Source organism: Sphingobacterium deserti (assembly GCF_000757725.1).
Lineage (GTDB): Bacteria > Bacteroidota > Bacteroidia > Sphingobacteriales > Sphingobacteriaceae > Sphingobacterium > Sphingobacterium deserti.
The window spans coordinates 25,938-50,438 of record NZ_JJMU01000012.1 but is presented as its reverse complement, the minus strand read 5'-3'; the positions used below and the strand labels follow the sequence as shown (position 1 = coordinate 50,438).

The 24,501-nt window shown below is 42.5% G+C and carries 19 protein-coding genes; 8 read left to right on the top strand and 11 right to left on the bottom strand.

What is annotated here, in order from left to right; translation table 11 throughout:
* Nucleotides 1–65 precede the first annotated feature (65 nt).
* The gene (locus DI53_RS03905; RefSeq protein ID WP_037495614.1) at nucleotides 66–1,064 is read right to left on the bottom strand and encodes a sugar kinase; all 999 of its coding nucleotides are present in this window, start codon (nucleotides 1,062–1,064) and stop codon (nucleotides 66–68) included.
* Nucleotides 1,065–1,215: 151 nt separating this feature from the next.
* Between DI53_RS03905 and DI53_RS03900 the strand changes: the two genes are divergently transcribed.
* Together DI53_RS03900 and uxuA are read left to right on the top strand one after the other, a co-directional pair.
* A complete protein-coding gene (locus tag DI53_RS03900) occupies nucleotides 1,216–2,037 on the top strand; it encodes an SDR family oxidoreductase (protein WP_037495612.1) in 822 nt (273 codons plus the stop codon).
* Nucleotides 2,038–2,050: 13 nt separating this feature from the next.
* Complete coding sequence (gene uxuA, locus DI53_RS03895; RefSeq protein ID WP_037495704.1) at nucleotides 2,051–3,220, top strand: mannonate dehydratase; 1,170 nt, start codon at nucleotides 2,051–2,053, stop codon at nucleotides 3,218–3,220.
* Nucleotides 3,221–3,227: 7 nt separating this feature from the next.
* On the opposite strand, the gene DI53_RS03890 is transcribed toward uxuA, so the two are convergent.
* The 5 genes from DI53_RS03890 to tyrS all read right to left on the bottom strand — a co-directional run bounded on the left by DI53_RS03890 (nucleotide 3,228) and on the right by tyrS (nucleotide 10,068).
* Nucleotides 3,228–4,253 carry a LacI family DNA-binding transcriptional regulator gene (locus tag DI53_RS03890; protein WP_037495610.1) on the bottom strand — a complete coding sequence of 342 codons (1,026 nt, stop codon included), beginning with the start codon at nucleotides 4,251–4,253 and terminating at the stop codon, nucleotides 3,228–3,230.
* A 5-nt stretch (nucleotides 4,254–4,258) separates the two neighbouring features.
* Nucleotides 4,259–4,903 (bottom strand): outer membrane lipoprotein periplasmic chaperone LolA1, encoded by a 645-nt coding sequence (gene lolA1, locus DI53_RS03885; protein ID WP_037495608.1) that lies wholly within the window; start codon nucleotides 4,901–4,903, stop codon nucleotides 4,259–4,261.
* Nucleotides 4,904–4,906: 3 nt separating this feature from the next.
* The gene (locus tag DI53_RS03880; RefSeq protein WP_037495606.1) at nucleotides 4,907–7,606 is read right to left on the bottom strand and encodes an FtsK/SpoIIIE family DNA translocase; all 2,700 of its coding nucleotides are present in this window, start codon (nucleotides 7,604–7,606) and stop codon (nucleotides 4,907–4,909) included.
* Between the two features lie 111 nt (nucleotides 7,607–7,717).
* The gene (locus tag DI53_RS20480; protein ID WP_052072045.1) at nucleotides 7,718–8,737 is read right to left on the bottom strand and encodes an energy transducer TonB; all 1,020 of its coding nucleotides are present in this window, start codon (nucleotides 8,735–8,737) and stop codon (nucleotides 7,718–7,720) included.
* Nucleotides 8,738–8,784: 47 nt separating this feature from the next.
* On the bottom strand, nucleotides 8,785–10,068 hold the full coding sequence (tyrS, locus tag DI53_RS03870; protein WP_037495603.1) for a tyrosine--tRNA ligase: 1,284 nt from the start codon (nucleotides 10,066–10,068) through the stop codon (nucleotides 8,785–8,787).
* An 87-nt stretch (nucleotides 10,069–10,155) separates the two neighbouring features.
* Here tyrS and DI53_RS03865 point away from each other — a divergent pair, with 87 nt between their 5' ends.
* The gene (locus tag DI53_RS03865) at nucleotides 10,156–10,830 is read left to right on the top strand and encodes a hypothetical protein (protein ID WP_037495602.1); all 675 of its coding nucleotides are present in this window, start codon (nucleotides 10,156–10,158) and stop codon (nucleotides 10,828–10,830) included.
* Between the two features lie 58 nt (nucleotides 10,831–10,888).
* Nucleotides 10,889–12,577, top strand: a complete 1,689-nt coding sequence (locus DI53_RS03860; protein WP_037495600.1) for an amino acid permease — start codon at nucleotides 10,889–10,891, stop codon at nucleotides 12,575–12,577.
* Between the two features lie 115 nt (nucleotides 12,578–12,692).
* Here the strand turns inward: DI53_RS03860 and DI53_RS03855 are convergent, their stop codons facing one another.
* Nucleotides 12,693–14,636, bottom strand: a complete 1,944-nt coding sequence (locus DI53_RS03855) for a KUP/HAK/KT family potassium transporter (protein WP_037495598.1) — start codon at nucleotides 14,634–14,636, stop codon at nucleotides 12,693–12,695.
* Nucleotides 14,637–14,867: 231 nt separating this feature from the next.
* Here DI53_RS03855 and DI53_RS03850 point away from each other — a divergent pair, with 231 nt between their 5' ends.
* The gene (locus DI53_RS03850) at nucleotides 14,868–15,266 is read left to right on the top strand and encodes a T9SS type A sorting domain-containing protein (RefSeq protein ID WP_157836747.1); all 399 of its coding nucleotides are present in this window, start codon (nucleotides 14,868–14,870) and stop codon (nucleotides 15,264–15,266) included.
* Nucleotides 15,267–15,822: 556 nt separating this feature from the next.
* On the opposite strand, the gene ispG is transcribed toward DI53_RS03850, so the two are convergent.
* Together ispG and DI53_RS03840 are read right to left on the bottom strand one after the other, a co-directional pair.
* Nucleotides 15,823–17,823, bottom strand: a complete 2,001-nt coding sequence (ispG, locus tag DI53_RS03845; protein WP_037495597.1) for a (E)-4-hydroxy-3-methylbut-2-enyl-diphosphate synthase — start codon at nucleotides 17,821–17,823, stop codon at nucleotides 15,823–15,825.
* 30 nt (nucleotides 17,824–17,853) lie between these two features.
* A complete protein-coding gene (locus DI53_RS03840; RefSeq protein WP_131555168.1) occupies nucleotides 17,854–18,780 on the bottom strand; it encodes a LiaI-LiaF-like domain-containing protein in 927 nt (308 codons plus the stop codon).
* A gap of 175 nt (nucleotides 18,781–18,955) precedes the next feature.
* On the opposite strand from DI53_RS03840, the gene DI53_RS03835 reads away from it, so the two are divergent.
* The 3 genes from DI53_RS03835 to DI53_RS03825 all read left to right on the top strand — a co-directional run bounded on the left by DI53_RS03835 (nucleotide 18,956) and on the right by DI53_RS03825 (nucleotide 21,465).
* Nucleotides 18,956–19,690: an MlaE family ABC transporter permease gene (locus DI53_RS03835; RefSeq protein WP_037495591.1), complete on the top strand. Its 735-nt coding sequence runs from the start codon at nucleotides 18,956–18,958 to the stop codon at nucleotides 19,688–19,690.
* A gap of 3 nt (nucleotides 19,691–19,693) precedes the next feature.
* A complete protein-coding gene (locus DI53_RS03830; protein ID WP_037495589.1) occupies nucleotides 19,694–20,449 on the top strand; it encodes an ABC transporter ATP-binding protein in 756 nt (251 codons plus the stop codon).
* Nucleotides 20,450–20,562: 113 nt separating this feature from the next.
* On the top strand, nucleotides 20,563–21,465 hold the full coding sequence (locus DI53_RS03825) for a class I SAM-dependent methyltransferase (RefSeq protein ID WP_037495587.1): 903 nt from the start codon (nucleotides 20,563–20,565) through the stop codon (nucleotides 21,463–21,465).
* Between the two features lie 245 nt (nucleotides 21,466–21,710).
* Here DI53_RS03825 and DI53_RS03820 read toward each other — a convergent pair whose 3' ends face one another.
* Together DI53_RS03820 and purU are read right to left on the bottom strand one after the other, a co-directional pair.
* Entirely contained in the window at nucleotides 21,711–23,504 is a 1,794-nt protein-coding gene (locus tag DI53_RS03820) for a hypothetical protein (protein WP_037495584.1), read from the bottom strand.
* Between the two features lie 136 nt (nucleotides 23,505–23,640).
* Entirely contained in the window at nucleotides 23,641–24,483 is an 843-nt protein-coding gene (gene purU, locus DI53_RS03815) for a formyltetrahydrofolate deformylase (protein ID WP_037495581.1), read from the bottom strand.
* Nucleotides 24,484–24,501: the final 18 nt, after the last annotated feature.

Below are 24,501 nucleotides of genomic sequence, written 5' to 3'. Positions count from 1 at the left end.
CCAAAAATAAAAAAGGGTAGTGAATTTTTTCGCTACCCTTTTTATTTGCAATTTGCGTTTATAATTTAAAACCAGCTAATCTGTCCGTCTCCAAAATCCCCCTTGATAAATAGCTTGTGGAAGCCTGCAGCAGTGGCGGTATCGACAATTTCCTGCGGACTCATGTTGTCGACCAGCGCATGGATCAGTCCCGCCATAAATGCGTCACCACTCCCAATTCTATCAATCACTTGCTGGGTTTCCAGCGTTTTGGAGTATACGTCAGTAGTGCGGTTATGGTAGGTGCCGTAGAATAGGTTGTGCTGCGGATTATCCATAAAGCGAAAAGTATTGGCAATGTGTTTGCATTTCGGATATCTTTCAAATATCTCCTGTGCAGATGCTTTGGCGGCAGCCAAATAATCTTCTTTCGATGTGTTACGATCCAGCTGCTCATCCACCTTCGATCCCAGCATTTTGTTTGCCGCCCAAATGTTGCCCATGATAACATCACAATGTGCCACCAACTGTGGCATTACAGCAATTGGCTCTTGGCCATATTGCCACAACCTATTCCTGTAGTTTAGGTCAACGGATATAGTAATTCCTTTTTTTGCGGCATGTTCTAATAGTTTATGCATCAATTCCGCCATGTGAGCGTTGAGCGCAGGCGTTAAAGCTGTCCAGTGAAACCAGGTTATACCTTCAAACAGTTCATCAAAATCAATATCAGCTTCCTTCAACAAGCTGAAACTCGAGTATTTTCTATCGTAAATTACTTCGCCTTTGGACAATCCATTCGCGGACATCAATATGTAGGAGCCGATGCGATCGCCGGATAGTACGGATTTTGATACGTCAATCTTTAGATTTTTAAGGATGGAAAAAATTTCATCGGAGAGCGCATTTTCAGGAAATGCGCTACAGTAAGCGACAGCATTTCCCATTTGCGCCAATGATGCGGCTACATTTGCTTCGGATCCGCCGGGAAAAATTTCCAATTTATTGTTCTTCTTATCAAAGAAGCTTGAGCCTAAACTCTGTTGTCTGATGAGGATTTCACCAAATGATAAGATACGGTTCATATGACATTTTATTTTGGATGGTAAAATAGCGTTATTTTCCCTTTATTTTCAACTGGACTACGAAATCGTTATCGTTAATTAAACGCTTTTTTGATAGCTATATGCGGTAAAAAACCCCTATAATTGGGGCTTATAAACTAAAAATCAAACTATGAATATTCTAGAGAGGTTCTCCTTGAAAGGCAAAGTGATTGTAGTGACGGGTGGAACGGGGATTTTAGGAAAAGCTTTTGTAAAAGCCTTGGCCGAGGCTGGCTGTAAAATTTGCATAATCGGTAGAAATGAAGAGCGTGCAAATGAACGGGTGCGATTAGTAAATACCTTGGGAGCGGAGGGCTTTGCGGTTGTCGCTGATGTCATGGATGAACAATCTATGCGCGCTGCCCGCGAACAGATCCTAGCGAAGTGGGGAACCATAGATGGGCTTATAAACGCGGCTGGCGGAAATATCCCTGGCGCCACAATTGGACCCGACGAAAGTATCTTCGATAATAAAATTGCCGATACCATCAAGGCGATCGAGCTTAACCTTTATGGCACGATCATCCCTACCATGATTTTTGGTGAGGTAATGGCTAACAAAGGTGCCGGATCCATTATCAATATTTCTTCATTGGCCTCAAGCCGGCCTTTTACGCGCGTGTTAGGTTATACAGTCGCAAAACATGGTGTAGATGGATTTACCAAGTGGATGTCAGCGGAGTTAGCCCTACGCTATACTAACAAGATTCGTGTAAATGCTATAGCACCAGGCGTTTTCTTAACCGAACAAAACAGAACCCTTCTCACCAACCCTGATGGAAGCTATACCGATAGGGCGAATAAGTTTGTGCAAGGGACGCCATTCTCTCGATTGGGCGACCCATCAGAACTGGAAGGCACACTTATCTATTTACTCAGCGATGCTTCTGCATTCGTTACCGGTGAAACAATATTTGTGGATGGCGGTTTTAATAGCTGGTCTGGCGTATAAAAGCATAAACAACATGGCAGAAAAATATTTACAACAAGGGTGGCGTTGGTATGGCCCGAATGATCCTGTTTCTTTACAAGATGTAAAGCAGGCAGGGGCAACTGCCATCGTATCTGCCCTTCATCATATTCCCCACGGGGAAATTTGGCCAAAGGCTGATATTTTAGAACGCAAGCATATCATTGAAGAAGCTGGCTTGGTATGGAGCGTGGTGGAAAGTGTGACGATCCATGAAGCGATAAAGACAAAATCGGCTGATGTGGAACATTACCTGGAGAACTATAGACAAACGTTACAGAATTTGGCCGATTGCGGGATCAAAACGGTATGCTATAATTTTATGCCGGTGTTGGATTGGACCCGTACCCAACTTGATATGTTGATGAACGATGGTTCCAAAGCGCTCTATTTCGATTGGATCGATCTAGCAATTTTCGACATCTATATTTTAGAACGTCCAGACGCAGCAGCATCTTATCCAGCAAACGTTAAAAACCTAGCTGAAGAAAGGTTTAAAACATATAGTGAAGCGGATAAAAATCATTTACAACATAATGTACTGATGGGTATTCCCGGGGAGAAGGATCCATCAGTACAAGAGTTGAGAGATAGCATTGAGATATATTCCCGTATAGGTTTCGATGGCCTTCGGAAAAATCTAGCATATTTTCTTAATGCTATTGCCGATGTATGTGAACGTAACGGCATAAAAATGACGATTCACCCGGACGATCCACCTTATCCTATCTTAGGCCTGCCGCGGATAGCGAGCAATATTGACGATTTTCAATATATTATAAGTTGTGTAGATAAGCCATTCAACGGCGTATGTTTTTGTACCGGCTCATTAGGCGCGGGTCCTGCTAACGATCTGCCAGCTATTTTTGAACAGGTCGCTCATCGCGTTTATTTCGCACATTTGCGCAATGTAAAACGCGACGAATTGGGTAGTTTCTACGAAGCCGATCACTTGGATGGCGATGTGGATATGTATGCAATTATGAAAAAGTTGGTAGAAGAAAATCAACAGCGCGATTTACCTATCCCGTTCAGGCCTGATCACGGACATCAAATGCTGGATGATCTGCATAAAAAAACGAACCCAGGATATTCCGCGATTGGTAGATTACGCGGCCTTGCGGAACTACGCGGTTTAGAATTGGGCATCATTAAATCGAAATAGATATATATCAGATTTTTGTCGATCGTCGGAGCTGAATAGATGTGGGTAATTTAATATCTTCCCATTCTATTTGGTTCCGATGATTTTTATCAATGGTGTCGATCAGCTTATTTACGGATATTTCCCCAATATCTTTTGTAGGCTGCCTAATGGTACTTAATGATGGGTTTAGGGATAGGGCGAGGTCAGTATTTGCGAAGCCAATGACAGCAATCTCTTCCGGCACCTTTATTTCCAATTTGGCCATCACGCCCAATAAGTGCGTAGTAATCGTATCTGCAATTCCTACTATCGCTTCTGGTGGCTCAGGAAGCGCCCTTAAACGTAGGATATGTTGCTCCATTTCGGCATGCAGTCCTTCAATTGTTTTTACATCGCAATAGACGATGTATTCCGACCGAACAGCGAGTCCATTCTCTTCATGCGCGTGTCGATATCCGGCCAAGCGCTTCGCGGTAATACCTTGCTTCGTTCCGCAAAATACGGCGATCCGACGGCGACCGCTTTCAAAAAGATGTTGGCAAGCATCATACGTGCCATCTGCATTGAGCACGCCGACCTTATGGGTTTCCAAGGGGTAATCGGTTCGGTCGAAAATGACCATAGGAGTATTGGCAATAATTTGTGTGGCGAGCGCGACATTTGAATTCTCATGAATAGGGCAAAATAATAAGCCGTCAACTCCCTTATCTTGCATAGCGCGAAGAGCGGAACGCTCCAGTTCTTCATTCTCCATACTAACCATGATCACGACGCGGTAGTTTCTTTCGCGTGCGGCATGCTGCATGCCTTCCAGAATCTGTGATTCAAATGGGCTGGTCATTTTAGGCAGAACAATACCAATGGTTTGGGTTTTTCCCGTCTTTAATGACTGCGCAAGAACATTAGGCTGGTAATTCAGCTCGCGCGCAAATTCCCTAACACGCTTTTTGGTTACCTCACTAATTTCGTAACTATCATTAAGCGCTTTGGAAACGGTAGAAACCGACATATTTAATGCCGCCGCCAAACTCTTGAGCGTTGTTTTCGCCATGTGATCTACCTTAAATCAACTATTTCGAACCCTGGATAACTCGATTTGTTGAACGCAAACTGAGAAGCTGGCAAAGCATTGTTTACATAGAGCGTTTTAATGGTATATGTGTAACGCGCACCAGACTTATCGAAAATTAAAACATCGTGAATGTGCTTGTTCTTATTCACCCGAATTTTAATCTTGGCGTAGTTGTTTTTCGTATCTGTCGGGCTTAACTCGACAACATTTAGAAGTTCGGAGCCTACGCGTTCATCGCCGCGGCTGGCATAATTAAAACCGTTTTTGTAAAAAGTAAACAGGTTATTTGGCCCTATACTCGTGGCATTATTTTCTGCTGGAGAGATTTGAACTTCCTTATCTTCCTTCAAAATGCTATAGGTAGCCTTTCCGTCGCTTATCAATTCTTGTGTATTAAGCTGTATACGGTATTGGTTTTTCGGTTTGTTTAGGTAAAGAGTTCCTTGGTCGGTATACGGCTGGTCCTGACCCTGCTGCACCAAAAAGCTAAAATTCGACTGAATAGTCCTATATGCGTCGTACTTCTCGGATACCTGATCTAAAAGCTTTTTAGCTGTCGGGTCATTTTGTGCTGCTGCTAGGAAAGTACTCCCTAGTAAAAATGTGAATAAAACTATTGATAATCTCATGTACTAATCGTTTTTTCTCAAGGTTTCTAAATATTGTTCCAGCGAATATTCATCAGGATAAAGCACTTCACGTGCTTTACTTCCTTCAAATGGGCCTACAATTCCAGCAGCCTCCAATTGATCGATAATTCGCCCAGCTCTATTGTAACCTAGCTTGAGTTTGCGTTGTATCAACGATGTTGACCCTTGTTGATGCATAACGATAAGTCTTGCTGCGTCTTCAAACAATTGATCCCGATCGTTCATGTCAAAATCCATGCTGCCACCACCTTCACCATTCTCATCAACATACTCGGGTAGCAAAAATGCAGAAGGGTAACCACGTTGGCTTCCTATAAATTCTGATATTTTATCCACTTCCGGCGTATCAACAAAGGCACACTGTATCCGCGTTAAATCACTTCCTGTAGACAGAAGCATATCGCCTCGCCCTATTAGCTGATCTGCACCCCCTGTATCTAAAATTGTACGCGAATCCACTTTAGACAATACACGGAAGGCCAAACGAGCCGGGAAGTTTGCCTTTATCGTACCCGTAATGATATTTACCGAAGGCCGCTGTGTTGCAATAACCAAATGTATGCCTACCGCACGCGCTAATTGTGCAAGTCGTGCAATAGGGGTTTCCACTTCTTTTCCAGCTGTCATCATCAAATCTGCAAACTCATCTACTACAAGAACTATAAAGGGTAAGAATCGATGACCCTCCTCAGGGTTTAATCTGCGCCCAACAAATTTTACATTATACTCTTTTAAGTTCCTGACTTGCGCATTTTTTAGCAGGTCATAACGCTGATCCATCTCGATACATAAGGAATTGAGTGTATTGATAACCTTTTTTGTATCGGTAATGATGGCCTCTTCTTCGTTTGGAAGTTTGGCGAGGAAATGTCTTTCAATAGTCTTAAATAAAGAAAGCTCCACTTTTTTCGGATCGACCATCACAAATTTCAGCTCGGCAGGATGTTTCTTGTATAATAGCGAGGTTAAGATCGCGTTGATACCGACAGATTTACCCTGACCTGTTGCACCAGCCACCAAAAGGTGGGGCATTTTTGATAAATCGGCTATAAAGACCTCGTTTGAAATGGTTTTACCCAGCGCGATAGGAAGATCCATGTCGGTCTTTTGGAACTTTTCCGTTGCCAATACAGATCGCATAGAGACCATTTCTGGCGAGCTATTTGGAACTTCAATACCTATAGTTCCTTTGCCCGGCATCGGCGCTATAATACGGATGCCTAATGCGGCTAAGCTCAGCGCAATATCATCTTCCAAATTTTTGATTTTCGAAATCCGGACCCCAGGCTTGGGTATGATCTCGTAAAGCGTTACTGTCGGGCCGATCGTTGCTTTTATATGCTCAATTTCGATATTATAGTTTCGTAAGGTATCGACAATACGATTTTTGTTGGCTTCAAGCTCTTGCTGATTAATTGTTATCTTTCCCGTTCCGTAATCTTTTAACAGATCTAGCGTTGGGTATTGATAACCGGATAGGTCAAGCTTCGGATCGTATTCGCCGAACTGTGCTACCAAATCATTCGCTGTGATCTCTTTCTCTTCGACGACCTTCTCCACGGCAAGCACAAGGCCTTCCTCCGCTAGCGCGGTTCCCTCATCTTCTGCGGGTTCAGTGTCATTGAAATCTTCTGCATTATCAACGGAAAAGGTAATCTCGTTTTCTGGCGCTGTACCGACTGCCATTGGAAGGTCATCCTCTTCGTCAAGGTCACTGATGGCAAATTCTTCCCGTTTTCGTGCTCCAGCTGCCGCTATGGCATTGGCTGGCTTCTCATTAAACGTGTTTGATTGCGTAGGCGTGGCACGAATTTGTTCTTCCTGTTTATCCAAAATTGACTCCTCAATTTCAGCGCGTTTCGCCGCCGCTAAAGTTTCATTTCGGGTCACCACGGCCGATGCCACGGTGTTGCTGCGCTTAAATGTTTCAAAGTTATCATCATCTTCTTCCAACTCTTCCTCTTCTTCTTTTCTAGATGACCAAGTCCATTTTAGATCGAGATTATATACCAGGATCAAGGCTGTGAGGTATGCGAAGACCAAAAGAGCGGCTATACCAGTCGATCCGATTTGGGCTTTCATCAGCTGATTGGTCCAATAGCCAAATTTCCCTTCCAGTATATGCGGCGAATCCGTGAGGAAGTCTTGTAAAAATCCCAGCGTTACGGATAGGAAAACGATACTGATCGAAGAATAAATAAGGGTTTTCCAAACGGGCAAGATTGATCTTTTGTAGAGGAGTTTATAGCCTATCACAAAGGACATCAGGGCAAAAAGGAAAGAGGCTACCCCAAACCACTCATAGATAAATTGGTTCGCGAGCAAAGCACCAAGTTTACCTAGCTTGTTTTCCACCACGGGTAATTCAATTCGCTCATCAGCGATTTCTTCCGTTGTTTGGAATAGCGTTGACCAACCGCCGTTGGTTTGCGCGATGTAACTTTGGTCTTGCTTCCAAGTAAATAGATAGGAAACGAATGATACCGCAAGCACGAAAGATACAAAGAGCAGAAAAATGCCCAATATCTTGAGCGCTTTGCGCTGGCCTTCGGAAAAATTTATTTTTTCGAAAGATTTGAAATGCTCCTTCTTATTGTATGTTACATTTCCGGCATTACGTGGAGCACGTTTCGCACCGCCACCATTGCTGGAATTTTTAAACGTATTTCCTTTGTTCGACATGAAAAATAGATAATCCTCCTAGATACAAACTTAAAAAAAAAGGACGACTATCTGTTCAGAATTTTAGCGCAGGACACAAAACGCAAATGGCGCTCATAAAGCGTTATGTGTTTATTTGCTCAGGTTCAGGTTTATAGGTAATGTGTAAGCTACGCGGACGGGGATTCCCCGCTGGAGACCTGGAGACCATTTCTTATTTGCTTTTTTAAGTACATCCACTCCCGCTTTTCCCGTACCATAACCTAAGTCTCGACTTACCTTAAAGCTGCTCATGCTTCCATCTTTTTCCACGATAAAATCGATCTGTACGGCACCGGATACGCCGGCATTGATAGCTCCACTGGGGTAACGGTAATTGTTCCCAACAAACCTCATAAGGGCTGTTATACCTCCGGGATAAGCTGGCGGTACAGCGTAACTTTCTTCATTATATATTGTTTCTGCACCGAGCGAGTCTTTAATGACGCCGCCTATTAGTTTATCATTTTTCCAGGTTTCTTTATATGTGCCTTGCTGGGATTTACCTGTCCATTCGCCATCTTTTTTGTGGTTCAACAGCGGCCCTTGTTCCAACAATACCAAACTCGCCAGTTCGAAAACCGGAAAATCGCCGGTTCCATTTTTAACAACCACTTCGCCAAGACTGTCTTTTACCAATATATACTCGACAATACGCTGACTACTCGATTCGTTACGTTCCGTGAGGAGACGTGCTGCAACGCGCTGATCGGAAGAAGCGAATTTGTGCAAGGTTAATGTATATAATTGGCCATTAGGATAATAGGCATATGCGCTGTCTATCAGTTGATTCTTTTCATTAAAACGCTGTTTTTCTTGTAACTGCCCATTCGCATAATACGTTAGGCATTCTCCGATTTTAGAGGATGTTATACTGCCATTGGTCAATCGTGTGACGAGTTTGAGACGATCGCCTTTTGTGTAATACTCTTTATACTTCCGAAGATCGGGATATCGTTCATCCGGAGCTATGACACGGTAATAGTAGGATTGTTCGCGCGTTTGTACAGTTCGCCCTACGGAATCGTGGTAGCTGACCTGCTTGTGTTGCGCAAGCAAGCTGATGTTTAAAAAAAGTAATAATAGGATGAAAGAAGATAGGTTTTTTATCATGTTAATTTCGGTGAATGGCTTGGATTATCATTCACCGAAATTAAAAGCTATTTTGCAATAATCAAAAAATAGTTTTTCTTGCCGCGTTGCGCTACAATGTATTTATTGTTGATCAAACTGCTCTCATTGACGGTAAGTTCAATGTCAGTCATTTTTTCTTTATTCAAGGCTACCCCGCCTCCTTGGAGCATTTTTCGAGCTTCACCTTTGGATGGGAACACTTGCGTTTCTACAGCCAAAAGATCTAATATATTGAGACCTGTCGCTAAATCACCTTTGCTGATTTCGAATTGCGGTACGCCATCAAAAACTTCCAGCACAGCATCATGCTCTAGGTCAGCGAGAAATTCTAGTGAGCCATTGCCAAAGAGGAATTCAGATGTTTTGATGGCCGTTTCATAGTCTTTTTCGCTGTGCGTCCGTATTGTAATATCTTTTGCTAAAGCTTTTTGTACGGCACGCGTGTGCGGTGCTGCATCATGCTCTGCAATGATTGCGTCTATTTCAGCCTCGGTTTTAAGCGTGAAAATCCGAATCCAGTTTTTTGCATCATCGTCAGACGTGTTAAGCCAAAACTGGTAGTATTTGTAAGGTGATGTCTTCTTTGGATCCAACCATATGGCGCCAGACTCCGTTTTACCAAATTTTTGGCCGTCCGCTTTCTTGATCAATTGTGTCGTGAGCGCGTAAGCTGTACCCTGATCTTGTCTACGGATCATTTCACTACCTGTCACAATATTTCCCCACTGATCGGAGCCGCCCATCTGTACCTTGCAGTTGTGGTTTTTCCACAGATAATAAAAATCGTAACCCTGTATCAGCTGGTAGGTGAATTCTGTGAATGATAGACCGCTGTCACCTTCTAAACGTTTTTTGACAGAGTCTTTAGCCATCATGTAGTTCACGGTGATTAATTTCCCAACATCACGAATGAAATCCAAAAAGCTGAAATCTTTAAACCAGTCGTAGTTATTCACCATTTTAGCATCGTTCTCCCCGTCGCCAAAATTCAGAAATTTGGCCAGTTGACTTTTCAAGCAGTCCAGATTGTGCTGTAAGGTCTCCTCATTCAAAAGGTTTCGCTCAGCGGATTTAAAAGAGGGATCACCAATCATACCTGTCGCTCCGCCCACAAGCGCTACGGGCTTATGTCCGGCATTCTGAAAATGAATCAGCGTCATGATTTGTGTTAGGTGCCCTACGTGTAGCGAATCGCCTGTTGGATCGAATCCGATATATCCTGAAACCTTTTCTTTATTCAATAATTCTTCGGTTCCGGGCATTATATCTTGCAACATACCTCTCCAACGTAGTTCTTCTACAAAGCTCATTTTTTTATGATTACGATTTTTTAAACTAAGATTGCAAAGATAAGAGATTAAGCCGTATCTTACGATATTAATTGAGAAGATTGGGTTGTGAATTTTTTGTCGCATTATTATTTCGAACGTTATAGTCCACACGCGGAAACCATATTTGGTGCGCTACTTCCAGATTTGCTGAAAAATGTGGATAAAGCATACAATTTTCATCCACAACGTTTCGAAGAGACGCTTTTTGCGCATCCACAGACCCGATATGTTTCGGAGGGTTGGTATCGTCATGTCGAAGTAGACAAGCTTTTCCATAGTTCCGCTTTTTTTATAGACCATTGTCACGCGCTTCGAAAACTGCTTGATCCGATTGTGGCACACCTGCCTATCCGCGCCTCGTTCCTCGCCCATATAAGTATCGAGCTCTTATTGGATCATTTATTGATCGATCAAAAAATTGTGAATGCGCAGCGCTTGTATGAACACTTGGAGCACATTACACCGAATCTGATCGGAAAATATTTACGCACTTTGGGTGACGTCGATATCGCGAAGTTTACCGACTTTTACACCCGTTTTTTGGAATCGCGCTACATATTAAGTTATCAGGATGTGGGCAATCTTGCGCACGCGCTGTTTAATATCTGTAAACGGGTTTGGGTATTTCAAACCTCCGATGCCGATCTTTATGAACTCACCATTTGTTTATCAAATTATAAAGACCAGCATCTGAAAAACTATTTGGATATTTTTCATAATATCCAGGGTAGTATGAGTTAGTTTACCTAAATTTTATCATTTTTGCCTTTTGTAACAAAGCGCAATATTAACATTAGATATGATAAATAAACTTTTCCGTAAGAAGAGTGTTGACCAAATTTTGAAAGACTCCCAAGAGGGGAGTGGACTGGCAAAAGTGTTGGGTGTCAAAGATTTGGTTTCCTTGGGCATAGCCGCCATTGTAGGTGCCGGTATTTTTAGTACCATAGGCCTTGCTAGTTTTGAAGGTGGTCCCGCCATATCCTTGCTCTTTATTTTTGTAGCATTTGCCTGTGTCTTTACGGCGTTGGCCTATGCCCAGTTTGCAAGTACTGTTCCTGTATCTGGCAGTGCCTACACCTATGCTTATGTTGCCTTCGGCGAGCTCTTCGCATGGATTATTGGTTGGGCACTGGTGCTGGAATACGCAGTCTCGAATACCGTCGTTGCTATATCGTGGTCTCAATATTTCGTGTCGATGCTGGAAGGGTTTGGCATTATGTTGCCCAAATGGCTGACGATGGCGCCGGGCTATGCATTAGACGCACACGCTAAATTCCTCTCTGATGGAATGGCGGCAATGAATGTGGCCGACAAAGTAGGGCTCGAAGCCTATATGACTGCACCGCGGATTGGCGACATACCCATTATCTTTGATTTTCCAGCCGGATTAGTCACACTTTTGGTCACCTGGTTGGTCTATATCGGTATTAAGGAATCGCAACGCGCCAGTAATATCATGGTCATGATCAAGGTGGGCATCATCATCTTAGTGGTCGTTGGCGGTGTATTCTTTATAGCTCCTGAAAACTGGACACCTTTCGCACCAAATGGATTGCGAGGCGTAATGGGATCGGTTGCAGCTGTGTTTTTTGCGTTTATTGGATTCGACTCGATCTCGACAACAGCGGAAGAATGTAAAAATCCGCAACGAGACCTTCCCAGAGCTATGATAATCTGCCTGATTATTTGCACGGTGCTTTATGTAGCGATTACCTTAGTGCTGACCGGCATGGTTAACTACACCGAATTGAATGTAAAAGATCCTTTGGCTTTCGTTTTTAAGTATGTTGGCTTCGATCATATGGCCGGCATTGTATCGGTAACTTCCGTCATTGCAATAACAAGTGCTTTGCTTGTCTATCAACTCGCACAGCCAAGAATTTGGATGACTATGAGCCGTGATGGGCTTCTTTCGAAACGATTTGCACGTATTCATCCAAAATATAGAACGCCCTCTTACGCAACTATTGTGACGGGCATTGTCGTCGCTATCCCTTCTTTATTTTTTAAGATGGATTTTTTTGTTGATTTGACGAGCGTAGGCACATTTTTCGCGTTTATCCTCGTGTGCGCGGGGGTATTGTATATGGATCATGTAGGGCTATCTGCCAAATCGAAATTTAAAGTGCCATATATTAACGGAAAATACATCATCGGAGCCGGCTTTGTTTTGGCTTGGGTATTGGTATACAATTATGCACAGGGTGCAATCGAGGAATGGCGTTCATTATCCTTCGCCGAAGTTATAGAGCATAAGTCCCTCGTTCTGGTCTTTTGGTTCAGCTGGGTATTGCTTGCCGTGTTGGGCTTTAAACATAATTTTTCGTTATTGCCCGTTATCGGTATATTGATCAATCTTTACCTGATGAGTGAATTGGGTGCAAGCAACTGGATTATTTTTATTCTTTGGCTGGCTATTGGTCTGATTATCTATTTTGCTTATGGATATCGGCACTCCAAGTTGAATAAAATCACAGCATCGTAAATAACAGCATAATAAAGTAAGGGCACCTATCCGAATAGTTGCCCTTATTTTTAATCTAGTTGAGAAACAGATTAGGAAAACTGATTTGTTTTAGCTTTACGCACTTCCCGACAAATTAATTTAGCCGTTTAAGCTTCACTTCTTTTGTAGTGGGTATATTTAGCGGGACGCGCTCCAGTGTTACGAAGCTGCTATCCAGACCAAAGCCTTTTTCTTCAGATAAGCTGAATTTTTTCAATATTTTGTAGATCTCCAAAATAATCTTTTCATGCCATTTCAGATCATGAGTCTTGGCAATCATTTTTTCCAATACAACAAAGTTAAAATCGCCAGCAATCTTATGTTTTTTCAGCGTGTCGTAATTGCTGGTAATGTCGATCTCGCCTTTCTCCACCATATCTTCCACCACCTTTCTAAACAATAGACTGATCCGCTGCTCTTCTCTAAAACCAAGCTTAAAATCTATACGGATAAGCTTGTTTGGAATAAGCTGCTCCACCACGAACTCTCGCGTATGCGGATTGTCCATCACATCCACGTGTACTAGCCAATACACATCGGCACGTTTCGGTTTTTTGTTGATGATGGAGTAGATAATCTTGGATTCAATCTCGTTTTTATTATTAGCACTCGTTAGGTAAACCAAGTGTGATGCGAAAAGAGGAACCGATTTGTCTTCGCTGAGCTCTGATATAATCGGGAAATAGTCCCGGATATTGTTAAACCGGACGAAGCTGTTTTTTATTTTGCGTGCGCCGTACCAAGAGAACATTGCAATAAATAGCGTGGAAGCCAATAGTAGCGTCAACCAGCCGCCATGGGTTAATTTAACAAGGTTGCCGGCAAGGAACGCCACCTCAATGACGAGATAAAATGCTGCAAACACCACAATCCAAATTTTCGGAATATGCACACGTGCTAAGAATACACACATCAGTATTGTTGTCATGATGAAAGTCATATTGATAGCTAAACCATAAGCGGCTTCCATATTTGACGATTCTTTAAATACCGCAATAATAAGCATACAGCCGATGTAAAGAATGAGGTTGATGGAAGGCACATATAGTTGGCCTTTTTGATCACTTGGGTACCGGATAGATACTTTAGGCCAAATATTCAAGCGTACTGCTTCGGAAATTAAGGTGAATGAGCCCGAGATCATCGCTTGGCTGGCAATGACAGCAGCCATAGTCGCTATGGCGATTCCATAGACCACAAACCCCTCAGGCATAATAGCATAAAAAGGATTCTTTTCGCCCATTTGAGTGCCTGCATGTTGCATCAGCCAAGCGCCTTGACCGAAGTAATTTAACACAAGTGTAGCTTTAACGAAAATCCAACTCACGCGTATATTGGATTTTCCACAGTGCCCCATATCCGAATACAGCGCTTCCGCACCAGTGGTACAAAGGAAAATGGCGCCGATCAGAAATAGTGCATTGGGGTGATTGATGATGGTAGTTATGGCATAGTAAGGATTTAACGCATAAAAAACCTCCGGGGCATGTTTTATATAAAGAGCGCCCAATATGCCTATTGTAGTAAACCAGATGAACATCATCGGTCCAAAAATTCTTCCTACGATGGATGTTCCGAAACGTTGAATCACGAAAAGGAGTGTGATAATGATCACAACGATTGGCACGGTCGGAACTTGCGGATGCCTGATGGCGAGCCCTTCGATAGCGGAAGATATGGTAATAGCGGGAGTAATCATGCCATCAGCGAGGAGTGTGCTCGCTCCTATAATTGCGGGGATAATCAACCATTTTGCTTTCTTCCGTACCAGCGAATAGAGGGAGAGTATACCGCCTTCCCCTTTATTATCGGCATTTAGGGTAATCCACACATACTTGATTGTTGTTTGAAGCGTCAATGTCCAAAATACACAAGACAGACTTCCTAAAATAAGGTCCTCCTGAATGGTACCTTTGTTAAAAATGGCTTTAATAACATAAAGGGGAGAGGTACCAATATCACCGAAAATGATACCTAGACTAATCAGTAAGCCAGCGAAGCTGAGCTTATGCGCATCGTGATGCTTATGGGTCTTCATGTGAAAAAAATTATCCTGCAAACTTACAGTAAATTATGTGTCAAACATATAGTGAAATGTAGACAACGAATATTCTTGTTAAAAATTGTTAAATGAAAAATTTATTTTAAAAAATGTATGCTACATACTTCCAAAAGAATTAACTTTGGGACAGGAGGTTTTGATATTATTAAATGAAATTGTGATTTTAAGCCGACTACCTAACACACTACATAGTATACAATGTCGAGAATGATTAGAAAAATAGCGTTTTTAGCCCTCGCGAGCATATTTATGTTCCAGAGTGGGCAGGCTATTGCAGCATCATTTTTTGATTCATTTTATGTAAAGTCTAATACGGCAACCTTGCCAAAAGAGGACGGTGAAAAGCTGATCAACAATGTGAAGGTTTTTTACAATCCTGTTGCCGAGCAAATCACCGCAAATTTCAAATTATCCAAACAGGGCACTGTAACCATCAAAGTTATGGATGCGCTAGGTAATGAGGTGCTCAGCCTTATGAATGGAAGTTTGGAACCCGGTATCCAAAATCTTTCTTTTGATTCGAACGGTAAATTAACGACAGGATTTTATTTTGTCCGCGTAACATCCGGTACGGAAACTGTCGTCAAACGTATATCTGTACGTTAAGCTTTCAGCTGATAGAGCATAATACCTTCGTACTTAGTAAATAGTACATAGTATGTAGAAATGTTATGCCGCATCCAATTGGTGTAAATTCACCTATCCTCTTTAATCTTTAAACGATACGTCGCATGTTCAGGGGTATTGAGTAATGCGTACATTGACTTTTTACTTTCAACTGCACCTACTATTATTAAACGAAATGTCGCATTTGAAGGAGTATTGCGTAATGCGTATCGCGTAGTGCGAGAGGTTTAAGTTTCCCATACTTTATCGCTTCCAACCAATGTTAAACGAAATGTCGCATCGAAAGCTTTGCAATATGTAATCATCTGCCACAGCACAAACCTACCCTGCAAAGGTTTCAAGCGACGGGGTTTTGAATACTTTTGCCCTACGAAAGTATTTGCGTTGCCGCGGCATGCGGCGGAAGGGTTTGAGCGGGAGACAATCCATTTGAAAAGCAAAAAATCCCCTTACAAAAGTATTTGCCTTGTCGCGGCATGCGGCGGAAGGGGTATGGGGTGGACAAAGCCAATAAAAACGAAAATTAATCGCTTAACTACGTATTCTCTATCCAAAGACCGTCACTTCTGATAATCTCTATCAATTCATCGAGCGCATTGACGGCGCTTACATTTTTCTTGACGACTTCTTTACCTCTATACAAGGTTATTTTGTCCGGTCCAGCACCTACGTATCCGTAATCCGCATCTGCCATTTCTCCAGGTCCGTTTACAATACAACCCATGATCCCGATTTTTAATCCTTTTAAATGATTTGTACGACTTCGGATCATCTGCGTTGTTTCTTGAAGGTCGAATAGTGTTCGTCCGCAGCTTGGGCAGGATATGTATTCCGTCTTCGATATTCTAGAGCGGGTAGCCTGCAGAATACCAAATGATAAGGATGCAATTTTATCTGTCGGTGTAGCCGGAGAATCAATCCAAATGCCCGAGCCTAGTTTATCGACAAGCAGCGCACCAAGATCTGTGGACGCATACAGTTGGATTTTAGAAATAGGCTCTTCGGGGCTCATCCAATCGCCGATAGGACCCGAAAATTCGGCCGGCAAGTAGGCGCGTTTTACGATGACAGGTGTTTCCAGACCCATTGCCTGTATATTATTAAAAAACTGGCGCTGGTCAGCCATGCCGTGCAGGTGTTTTGTTTCCAACACGAAGACGGTCGTTTTATCGGCCTTGAATTCCGCAAAAACATCGCCTAGTAAATCATCGTTTTTGATACGTATCAAATTCAATACCGGATCATGGATCTGCGTTTCGTTGTATTCGCATAGATCGAAAACAGGATGTTTATTGCCCTTTTCGGCTAGGTTTTGCCAAGTCTCAAAATCGTATAAGACCTTCAGGTTGCCGGGTAGGGTAAACGATGGCAGATTTTTGCCTAAGTAAACAAAATCTACCGACTGGTCGCCCATGTGGTATTTATCATTTACAGCGTCATAGCGGTAGCCAACTGGGGTCAAAACAAAAGGATCCTTCAAGTTTTCGTTTGATATATCGACAACTACTCGAGGAACTAAAGACCCGCCTATAAAAGCGTTTACCTCTGCCGTTTCGTAAGGTTTGGTAATTGTATTGCCTGATAAATTAACAATCTCTCTTGATTGCTGATGCGTTGTTTCTATTTTCCGTTGCGCGTATCGATTCACTAAGGCTATTGCGACTGGCGCTTCTTTTTCAGGCTCCTCTGTAAGAGATACACGAACGGTATCCCCAAGTCCGTCTTCCAGCAGCGTGCCAATACCAACTGCGGATTTGATACGCCCATCCTCGCCATCTCCGGCTTCTGTTACCCCAAGGTGCAACGGATAGTTCATATTTTCAGCAACCATTTTTTCTACCAGTAGACGGTAAGCACTGACCATCACTTGTGGATTGGACGATTTCATGGAGACAACCAAATTGTAAAAATTCAGGTCTTCACATATCCGCATAAATTCTAGAGCGGACTCTACCATGCCCTCTGGTGTATCGCCGTAGCGGCTCATAATACGATCCGATAACGATCCATGGTTGGTGCCAATCCGCATCACGGTACCATACTCTTTACAGATCTTTACTAGAGGAGCGAATTTTTTATATATGCGCTCGAGTTCAGCTTGATAGGCTGCATCGGTATAGTCTATTTGGTCAAATTTTTTCTTATCGGCATAGTTACCTGGGTTGATGCGCACCTTTTCAACGATACGCGCTGCGGTTTCTGCCGCATTTGGAGTGAAGTGTATGTCAGCAACAAGTGGCACATGATAACCCCGCGCTTTCAATCCATTTTTTATATTGGCCAGATTTTCGGCTTCCTTAATGCTAGGTGCTGTTATCCTCACATATTCGCAGCCTGCTTCAACCATCCGTATGGTTTGCTCGATGGAGCCGAGCGTATCCATGGTGTCAATTGTTGTCATGCTTTGGATACGGATCGGGTTTGTGCCGCCCATTGGGATATCGCCCACACTAACCTCCCGCGTCAAAAATCTGCTATAAGTTGTTTTGGAGTTGCAGTAGCCTCCGGCCAAATGAATTGCGTCTTTTGTGTTCATGCGTTGTCACAAAGTTAGCTAATTTTTATATTAATAGCGGGTAATAGTAAATGTATTGGCGGCGCCGTCAAGCTCAATATCAAACTTTGTTGGAGCCTCGTCGTAGTTCGCTGTGACAGCTCTGCCATTTTTCTTAGATTTGAATCCTTCAAATGCATTTTTGGATAGTATTGACGAGTACTTTACACTTATGGCCGCGTCTTTTGGGATGCTAAAATGTATTTTAGAAGCTCCTGTCGCTATATTGATTCTAGATCGCTCAATCTGAGGCATCCCCAATTTCAAATCCATTTTGCTAGCACCTGTGTTTATTTCTAAATTTTTAAAGCGTAAGGTGGATAGATCGCCTTCAATAGTTGCTGCACCATAGTTAAATTCAAAATCCCACAACGGTTTTTTATTAAGATCGATCAAAACTGCACCCGTTTGTTTGCCATCTGTGATGGGTTTTGCGTTTAAAACGACGATCTGGTTCCCATTATCTTGGCTGGATTTTATGTTCATCCCCATCTTATTATCTCCACTTTTTGCGGTGATAAGTTGGCCAATATCACTAGCGGTCAGTTTGAATTTTCCAGCTCCGCCATTAAATTCTAGCTTTGCTTCCGGTATCGCGCTATCCAAAGCAACTTCTACCTGTTGTTGCAGCGAGTCAGTATCATCTAAATCACCGATTTTTATATCTCTGTTATTTAAAAGGTCAGTTGTCCAATGTGTGGAAGGCTTTGTCAGTCCAACATAGGTTATCCATCCGAGAAACATCAGGTTACAGGCAATCTTGATATAGTTGCCATACACACGATTCTGCACAATCAAATTTATACCTACGATAACAATAAGCAATGGCCAGTACTTCAATATTGCTATAAAATTGAAATCAATTACATCAATATTATGCAACAAGAGAATCAACCCTATAAAGACGAACCAAATGCCGGAGGTAATTTTGTTTTCCATATTTTGTATTTCCATGTAAATATATAGGTCAAAACTATAACATACTAATTTTTTATAAAACCAGTTTTAGGTTATGTTGTTAATATCTTCGGTGAAGCAAACCTTTGAGGCGGTGAAAATTCTTCCTCGTAAATGTGTATATTGCAATAATGTTAATTTAAGAGTCAATTATTCTATGATATTCCACCATTTTGGTAAGTATGTTTTGTTATTGCGTAAGGTTTTCAAAAAGCCTGAAAAATGGAAGATATATTCAAAGGAAATTTTTCATGAAATGAACGAGATTGGGATCGGATCGCTTGGTCTAATCGTCATCATATCCACTTTTATTGGTGCTGTTATGACACTACAAATCGCATTTCAGCTGGTTTCGGATCTTATCCCGCCCACGGTGATCGGTCAGATCAACCGAGACTCCAACATTTTGGAGTTGGGGCCCACCATTTCAGCGTTAGTGCTTATGGGTAAAGTCGGATCCGCAATATCGTCGCAAATTGGCTCCATGCGTGTCACAGAGCAAATAGACGCATTGGAGATTATGGGTATTAATGCACCTGGCTATCTCATTTTACCTAAAGTTGTAGCGGGAGCAGTGATGGTTCCAGCCTTGGTTATTATCGCGATTTTCTGTGCAATAACAGGCGGGTTGATCGGCGGAACGCTTTCTGGGGCAGTGGCACCATCAGACTACATTCAAGGAATACAAGGTGGATTCAACGGGTTTACTGTCACCGTTGCACTAGTCAAAGCCTTTTTCTTCGGTTTTATTATCACTTCGGTTCCGGCCTATATGGGCTTTTACGTAAGGGGAGGGGCACTGGAGGTAGGGCAGGCAGGTACCAAAGCCGTGGTGATCGGTTGTATATCTATATTAGTATCAGACTATATAATTACGGCATTGATGCTTTAACATATGATTGAAATTCAAAATATAAACAAATCTTTTGGTGAGAATCACGTACTGAAAGGTATAGATGCCATTTTTGAGCCGGGTAAAGTGAGCTTGATTATTGGAGGGTCAGGATCTGGCAAAAGTACGTTACTCAAGTGTATCGTGGGCTTGCATGAGCCCGAAGAGGGAAAAGTTTTCTTTAGCAAGGAAGAATTTACAGGGATGGATTTTGAGCAACGTGTACCCATTCGTCGGGATATAGGTATGCTTTTTCAAAATTCTGCCTTATTTGATTCTATGACGGTGGAACAAAATATCGTTTTTGCGCTTGATATGTTTACCGATATGAGTAAACAGGAGAAGATAGATCGTGCGAATTTTTGCTTGGAGCGTGTCAACCTGAAAGATAAAAACAAGCTATATCCTGCGGAACTTTCCGGGGGTATGAAAAAAAGGGTCGGTATAGCACGTGCCATCAGTATGAATCCGAAATATCTATTTTGCGATGAACCAAATTCCGGACTGGATCCTGCAACGTCAATTTTAATTGACGAACTTATACAGGAACTTACCGAGGAGTATCAATGCACCACTATTGTCGTCACGCACGATATGAACTCTGTGATGGGGATCGGTGAATACATTTTATTTCTATACAAAGGAGAGAAATTTTGGGAAGGCTCAAACGATGAAATGTTGCGATCGGATGTTCAGGAGCTGAATGACTTCGTTTTTGCAAGCCCGCTCATGAAGGCTGCCCGATCAACAATTACGTAAGCACGGGGTCGATTCATTTGATAAGTCGCTGTTAAGTTCATATTTTTGCACACATGCTTTATTCCACAATGTGCAAGTGCATTTTGGATATTTTTAACTTTTGAATTTTAACTTTGGCTTCAACAACAAATATTCAACTCCTTACTCCACAACACTGGGAGGATTACGAACTTATAGATTGCGGTGATTTTGAAAAGCTGGAACGCTTTGGTAACGCTGTTCTTATTCGCCCAGAGCCACAAGCGGTATGGCCAAAGTCTTTAGATGAAGGGGAATGGACGAAAAGACAGCATATTCGTTTCAGAGGACGTTCCGCAACATCTGGCGATTGGGTAAAGAAAGCATCATCAACACCAGATCGCTGGCATATCAGCTATAAAAATAACGATGTCGCTATTAAATTCCGATTGGGGTTAACCTCTTTCAAGCATGTGGGCATTTTCCCAGAACAAGCCGTTAATTGGGATTATATTTCAGATTCGATAAAGTCATTTAAGACTCCACAACCTAAAGTGCTTAATCTTTTTGCTTATACTGGAGGCGCATCGCTGATTGCGAAGGCGGCGGGCGCAGATACAACGCATGTAGACTCGATAAAACAAGTAGTCACTTGGGCGAACGAAAATCAAGAGCTTTCAGGAATTGATAATATCCGATGGGTGGTTGAAGATGCATTGAAGTTTGTAAAACGCGAATTAAAAAGAGGAAATAAGTACAACGGAATCATTTTAGACCCGCCGGCGTATGGCCATGGCCCCAAAGGTGAGAAATGGAAGCTTGAAGACCACATCATGGAGATGATGCGCGATGTGGTGCAATTGCTCGATCCGAAAGAACATTTCTTGATCTTGAATACCTACTCCTTAGGATTTTCATCGGTCATTGTAGAAAATCTGATCCGCACGTCGTTTCCTGCTGTCGAAAATCTAGAGATAGGCGAGCTTTATTTACAAGCATCAGCAGGTCCCAAACTGCCTCTTGGTGTATTTGGTAAATTTCGTAAGATAGCGAAGTAAGCTTCGCAGCTGAGCAAATATATATTGTTGCTCAGCTTGCTTCGTTACGCTTACTTTAAAATTAGGCACCCGTAAAAATGCGTCTTTAGAAGTGTGACGACTGCAGAAGGCAGCTCGGCTTAAATCTCATTCTATCAGGTTCGAGTGCTATCTCGCGCAGCTGATAATTACAAATCTGCATTTAATTTACATACGATCGCTTTGTCGTCGTGCCTCCTCCTCGCGATGACGATCACACCTAGCTTTTAGACAGCCCGCTTTTCTCGTTCATGTTGGAGGTTCAAAAGTTGCTCTTCAAAATCTTGCAATCCGGAATAGAAAGTTGAGACGTTTAAGAAACCTATTTTACAAGGTGTTTTGTCAACTGTCCTGTAATAGTTTATTCCAGCGAGCAACTGCATTCTGAATTTCTCCGCGAATTTTATTTTTTTTGCATCATGTGCCATTTCTCGCATGTAGCTGCGCAGGTATTCTACGTATAGTTTCAGTTCATTAATGAATAGATTTGGTCTGTTGTGCAGATCTATAGCCACACGTCCGTATATATGATCTACCATTTGTTGAAGGGTATAAGTTCCTTTGAAAAATGCGGTGTTAGGTCCTGGGCAAATGGCAACCGCACTACTTTCTTTTGCTTTGCGAATGCCGTATATCGAGTAGGCAGATGCAGCTAAGCCTTCACAGAGGCAGGTCTTTTCTGTTATCCGATCAAAAGCTTGCTGATATTCAGGCGCAGAAAGTTGCTTTGTTTCAAGCTCTTTTATTTTGGCATGTTGATAAACGCGCGCAGCGGTACAAATTGGCGCCTCTGAAAACTCGGTGTTGGAAATTAGATACTTTTTTATGCAAGGGCTCCCGGGACGACCTTTTCGAATGCGCGCTAGGCGCTCCTGTTCGGCAGTGCTTTTGCGAAAATTATTGAATGGTACGCCGAGCGGGGAAGCATTGCTTAGATAAAAATCTTCTTTTTTCGACATTGCGAGTGCATCCAATGTCTCTTTGTCCACTGTCGTAGCTTCCGGTACCAACAAAAATGGCGATCCCCAGCCAGCGCTATCAAAGCCGTAATAGGTTAATAGAAATGATTGTTCCTCGGCCGTGCCGATCCCGCCCTGTACTGTAAATCGCGTGGTGAGGTCGGGTAGCTTCGCGTATTTTCTTTCGCTTAGCGCCTGATGATATATTGCCGATAGCTCATCAAGAAGTTCCGCTTTGCGGTGTTTAAACTCTTCCAATATTGGCCCCAATAGATAGCCGTCTGTCGCGAATGCATGGCCGCCGCAATTTAATCCGGACTCTACGCGAAACTCAGAGACCCATAGCCCTTTTTTTGCTAAGTATTTCGCTTGTATATGGGCTGATCGGAAATCGGAAACCTTTAGTGCAATCTTTTTCTCTATGATCCCGGCTTCATTTGGGAAGAAGGCAGGCAGTTCCGCAAGGTAGTTGTACAACCTCGGATTCATTCCGGCAGATAGGATAACAGCGGAGCACAAGGTAGAATTGGCAAATCCGCGTAATGCTGCCGTCGCATCAGAATATTTATCTTCCAAAGGCATACCATGTTGATCCATGTTTACCTTATCTACTTTAGACATAATATTTACATCGATGTCGCCCGGCTGAATGCTGTTTTTGAGGGATTCAATAAGTTGTTTTTTTTCTATGCCCGTCTTACTGCTAAGCATCGTCAGGTAGGTTTGTTTTTCCGGGCTGTTGTCAGGTAGCAAGTTGAAGTATTTGTCCAGATCAGATGTTCCGGAAAAATGTCCAGCTCGCATGCTTGACAGATCAGCATCCACCATCTCTCGCAACATATTCAGATAAGCTGTTATTCTTTTTGCCCGATAATCATCTTCTTTTTTGGAAATAGGCTGTGCGGGAAGATTGTTCTGCTTCAAGTAGAATAGGCGCATACGTTCAATCAGTTCATCGTCGACAATCGAGACAACTGAATTGATGCCAAACTTGGCCACTTTTAGCGGTGTATCAATGGAAAACGCCAGTCCTAATACTGGGATGTGGAAACCATGTTTCATATAGTTGTATTATACCCGCGAAGTAAGGCAAATACATGCACCTATAAAATAATGGAGTCCTTAGGAAAAAATGATATCAATCATTTTGTTTATCTCATGCTCTTCCTTGCAGGCTGTTTCCCATGCCTCCTGAAGGCTATTCGAATACAATAGTTTTGTTGCCTTGGCGCATGACACGGTCTTCCATAAGCAACTGTATGGCATGGCTTAGCACCGCTTTTTCAATTTCTTTTCCTGCGGTAACTAGGTTTGGCACATCATAGCTATGGTTGATTGATTTTGTGCGCTGTACAATAATGGGGCCTTCATCCAAATCATTCGTCACGAAATGTGCGGTAGCACCAATGATCTTCACGCCTCTTTTATAGGCTTGCCTGTACGGGTTTGCGCCGATGAATGCAGGTAAGAACGAATGGTGAATATTGATCAATTTGTTTTCAAACCGTGATACAAAACTCGGCGAAAGAATCCGCATAAATTTAGCGAGCACAATGTAATCTGGATTAAAAGGCTCGATAATTTCCGCCAGCTCGGTTTCGAATTGCTCTTTCGATTTATTCTCGTGAGAAACTACATAATAGGGGATGTCAAACTTTTCGGTAAAGCTTTTCAGTGTATCATAATTACCTACAACCGCCTTAACATCTGCATTTAGCGTTTCAAAAAAGTGGCGTACGAGTATGTCGGCCAAGCAGTGATGTTCTTTTGTAACCAGAACAACGAGTTTCTTTTGCCTGTCGGGATTGATCGTTACTAATGCGTTGGCTGGTAAGTCTGCATGTAAATCTTGCTGTAAGGCGGCGGGGGAGGCAGGTATTCCACTGCACACTACGCGAAGAAAGAATTTTTTATTTTCCTCATCCACGAATTCCCGCATAGTAACGATATTAAGCTGGTGCTTAGCAATAATTTGTGCAATACTTGCTACTAATCCAACAGCATCTTGGCATTGAATTAGGATGAGGGTTTGGCTGTGCATATATTTTAATGCTTGAGC